The following is a 3,486-nucleotide window of genomic DNA, read 5'->3' as shown; positions in this document are numbered from 1 at the left end:
CGCCCACCCCTCACCCAACGGCGACGGGCTGATGCACCGGCACGGCCCCGACCCACCCACCGGACCGAACCCGCACGCCGAGCCGAGCCGAGCTCAGCGCGCCCCCCGCTCCCGCTCCTCCACGAACGCGTTGTACGCCGCCACCTGCGCCCGCCGGGCCGTTCGCTCCACCGGGCGCAGCGCCTCCGTCCGCGCGGCCATCTCCGACGCGCTCACCGCACCGCCGTGCCCGCTCTCGTGCGCCACCGAGATCAGCATCCCGACCCGCTGCGCCAGCTCCAGCACCCGCACCGCGCGCGGCGGGTACCCGGGCGCCAGCACCTCGCGCCCCCGCTCCGCCCGAGCCCGGTACGCGTCGATCGCCGCCGCCGCGACCGGCCCCGACCCGGCCACGTCCAGCCGCGACAGCACCTCCGTCGCGTCGCGGAGCGCCTCCGCCAGCTCCCGCTCCGCCTCCCCGAGCGAGGGCACATCGGCGGGCGGCGCCTCGCGCACGGCGAGGCAGTGCCAGACGACCTCGACATGGACATCGCCGGCGGGCCCGGCCTCGTAGACCTCGGGCACGAGCCCCAGCGCCGCGCCGTGGCAGACCACGGCCTCCTCGGCGTCGAGGGCGCGCGCGTTGAACTCGGGCGGCCCGCTGAGCCCCAGCGGATGCCCCGGCGCGGGCAACGCGATCCGCAGCCCGGTCACCCCGAGTCGGCGCAGCCGGCCGAGAGCGAGCGTGAGCCCGACGGGCCCCGACTCGCCGGGCAACCCCTCGACCCGGTGCACCGCGTCGTCCCCGACGACGGCGAGCACGGCGTCGTCCGGGGAAACAAGTCCGGCCAATAGGGCATTTCCCCATGAGGCCAGCCGTCCTGAGCGTGGTTCGGAGAGCATGCCCCCACCCTAAGGACCGGCCGATGGGTCGGTGTGCCCGACCGGTGGCGTAGGTTTTCCCTGGGGGCTTCGTCCACAGACGCAAGCGACGGCCGAGACTGCAATGGGAGACAACGCGCTCATGAGCGATGTACTGGAGCTGGTGGACGTATCCGTGGTCCGCGAGGGCCGGGCTCTGGTGGACCAGGTCTCCTGGTCGGTCAAGGAGGGGGAACGCTGGGTCATCCTCGGCCCCAACGGCGCCGGGAAGACCACCCTCCTGAACGTCGCCTCCAGCTACCTCTTCCCCAGTGCGGGCACCGCCACCATCCTCGGTGAGACCCTAGGCAAGGTCGACGTCTTCGACCTGCGCCCGCGCATCGGCATCGCCGGTATCGCGATGGCCGAGAAGCTCCCCAAGCGCCAGACGGTCCTCCAGACGGTCCTCACCGCCGCGTACGGCATGACCGCCGGCTGGCACGAGGACTACGAGGACATCGACGAGCAGCGCGCCCGCGCCTTCCTCGACCGCCTCGGCATGAGCGACTACCTGGACCGCAGGTTCGGCACCCTCTCCGAGGGCGAGCGCAAGCGCACCCTGATCGCCCGCGCCCTGATGACCGACCCCGAGCTGCTGCTGCTCGACGAGCCCGCGGCCGGCCTCGACCTCGGTGGCCGCGAGGACCTCGTGCGCCGCCTCGGCCGGCTCGCGCGGGACCCGATCGCCCCCTCCATGATCATGGTCACGCACCACGTCGAGGAGATCGCTCCCGGCTTCACCCACGTCCTGATGATCCGCCAGGGCAAGGTGCTCGCCGCCGGACCGCTGGAACTCGAGCTCACCTCGCGCAACCTCTCCCTCTGCTTCGGTCTCCCCCTCGTCGTCGAGCAGGTCGGCGAGCGCTGGACCGCGCAGGGCCTGCCGATGGGCTGAACCGCCCCGCCCGCGTACCCGCGTACCCCTCAACCGGCGTATTCGACGTGATCGTGCGCTCTGTCCGCCGGGGGGCCGCGGTCCTACCATGACCATGTGGACGACATCAACGCATGGGTGTGGTGGCTGATCGGTGCGGCCGGACTCGGCATCCCGCTCGTGGTGACCGCGATGCCCGAGTTCGGCATGCTCTCCGTGGGCGCCGTCGCCGGCGCGGTCGCCGCAGGTCTCGGCGGCGGTGTCGTCGTCCAGACACTCGTGTTCGTCGTCGTGTCGGTCGCACTCATCGCCGTCGTACGCCCCATCGCGACCCGGCACCGCACCCGGCGCCCCGAACTCGCCACCGGGATCGAGGCGTTGAAGGGAAAACAGGCCATCGTCCTGGAACGCGTGGACAGTTCGGGCGCCGGCCGCGTCAAGCTCGGCGGAGAGATCTGGTCCGCGCGCTCCCTCGACGGGGGCCAGGCCTACGAGGTGGGCCAGGAAGTGGATGTCGTGGATATCGACGGAGCCACGGCGATCGTCATGTGACCTCGTACAACGCAAGTGAACCGAACGCCCCACGTGGCAGGCGACGTTCTGTCAGACTCGTCCAGCAAGATCTTCAACACCCATAAGATCTTTCGCAATTGCCGAGTGGAGAAGGGTACGGGGAGCATCGATGGAACCGATCATCATCGTCCTGATCATTCTGGTGGTGCTGGTCTTCATCGCCCTGATCAAGACCATCCAGGTCATCCCACAGGCCAGCGCCGCCATCGTCGAGCGCTTCGGCCGCTACACCCGGACACTGAACGCCGGACTGAACATCGTCGTCCCGTTCATAGATTCGATCCGCAACCGCATCGACCTGCGTGAACAGGTCGTCCCGTTCCCTCCGCAGCCGGTGATCACCCAGGACAACCTGGTCGTCAACATCGACACCGTCATCTATTACCAGGTCACCGACGCGCGCGCCGCGACGTACGAGGTCGCCAGCTACATCCAGGCGATCGAGCAGCTCACCGTCACCACGCTGCGCAACATCATCGGCGGCATGGACCTGGAGCGGACCCTGACCTCCCGCGAGGAGATCAACGCGGCCCTGCGCGGCGTCCTCGACGAGGCCACCGGCAAGTGGGGCATCCGCGTCAACCGCGTCGAGCTGAAGGCGATCGAACCGCCCACCTCCATCCAGGACTCGATGGAGAAGCAGATGCGCGCAGACCGCGACAAGCGCGCCGCGATTCTCACCGCGGAGGGCATCCGCCAGTCGCAGATCCTCACCGCCGAGGGCGAGAAGCAGTCCGCGATCCTGCGCGCCGAAGGTGAGGCCAAGGCCGCGGCCCTGCGCGCCGAGGGCGAGGCCCAGGCCGTCCGTACGGTCTTCGAGGCCATCCACGCCGGAGACCCGGACCAGAAGCTCCTTTCGTACCAGTACCTCCAGATGCTCCCGAAGATCGCCCAGGGCGACGCCAACAAGCTCTGGATCGTGCCCAGCGAGATCGGTGACGCGCTCAAGGGCCTCAGCGGCGCCATGGGCAGCTTCGGTGCGCCGGGCGGGGGTTCGGGCAGCCGGGGCTCCTCCGGAGACTCCGGCGGCGGGAACGAACGCCGCGAGAAGCCGTCCATCACGGACTGATGCCGTACGACGGATGCCGTACGGGGACGGGGCCCACCTCTCGCGAGAGGTGGGCCCCGTCCCCGTACGG

The 3,486-nt window shown here is 70.3% G+C and carries 4 protein-coding genes; 3 read left to right on the top strand and 1 reads right to left on the bottom strand.

Translation table 11 applies throughout. The features are described 5' to 3' along the window. Positions 1 to 93: 93 nt before the first annotated feature. Positions 94 to 882, bottom strand: a complete 789-nt coding sequence (locus ACFXGX_RS42760) for a hypothetical protein (protein ID WP_384803771.1) — start codon at positions 880 to 882, stop codon at positions 94 to 96. 121 nt (positions 883 to 1,003) lie between these two features. Between ACFXGX_RS42760 and ACFXGX_RS42755 the strand changes: the two genes are divergently transcribed. The 3 genes from ACFXGX_RS42755 to ACFXGX_RS42745 all read left to right on the top strand — a co-directional run bounded on the left by ACFXGX_RS42755 (position 1,004) and on the right by ACFXGX_RS42745 (position 3,416). Next, positions 1,004 to 1,795, top strand: a complete 792-nt coding sequence (locus ACFXGX_RS42755; protein ID WP_384803768.1) for an ABC transporter ATP-binding protein — start codon at positions 1,004 to 1,006, stop codon at positions 1,793 to 1,795. Between the two features lie 96 nt (positions 1,796 to 1,891). Continuing rightward, positions 1,892 to 2,326: an NfeD family protein gene (locus ACFXGX_RS42750; RefSeq protein ID WP_384803765.1), complete on the top strand. Its 435-nt coding sequence runs from the start codon at positions 1,892 to 1,894 to the stop codon at positions 2,324 to 2,326. Between the two features lie 130 nt (positions 2,327 to 2,456). Further along, positions 2,457 to 3,416 carry an SPFH domain-containing protein gene (locus tag ACFXGX_RS42745; RefSeq protein ID WP_384803762.1) on the top strand — a complete coding sequence of 320 codons (960 nt, stop codon included), beginning with the start codon at positions 2,457 to 2,459 and terminating at the stop codon, positions 3,414 to 3,416. The last annotated feature ends 70 nt before the right edge of the window (positions 3,417 to 3,486 follow it).

The sequence above is a fragment of the Streptomyces sp. NPDC059371 genome (assembly GCF_042751995.1).
In the GTDB taxonomy this organism is placed as follows: domain Bacteria; phylum Actinomycetota; class Actinomycetes; order Streptomycetales; family Streptomycetaceae; genus Streptomyces.
This window is presented reverse-complemented; position numbering and strand designations above follow the sequence as displayed.

Bases quoted from the DNA above. Each gene is read 5' to 3' on its own strand.
- ACFXGX_RS42760 (WP_384803771.1), bottom strand. From the start codon at position 882: ATGCTCTCCGAACCACGCTCAGGACGGCTGGCCTCATGGGGAAATGCC.
- ACFXGX_RS42755 (WP_384803768.1), top strand. From the start codon at position 1,004: ATGAGCGATGTACTGGAGCTGGTGGACGTATCCGTGGTCCGCGAGGGC.
- ACFXGX_RS42745 (WP_384803762.1), top strand. From the start codon at position 2,457: ATGGAACCGATCATCATCGTCCTGATCATTCTGGTGGTGCTGGTCTTC.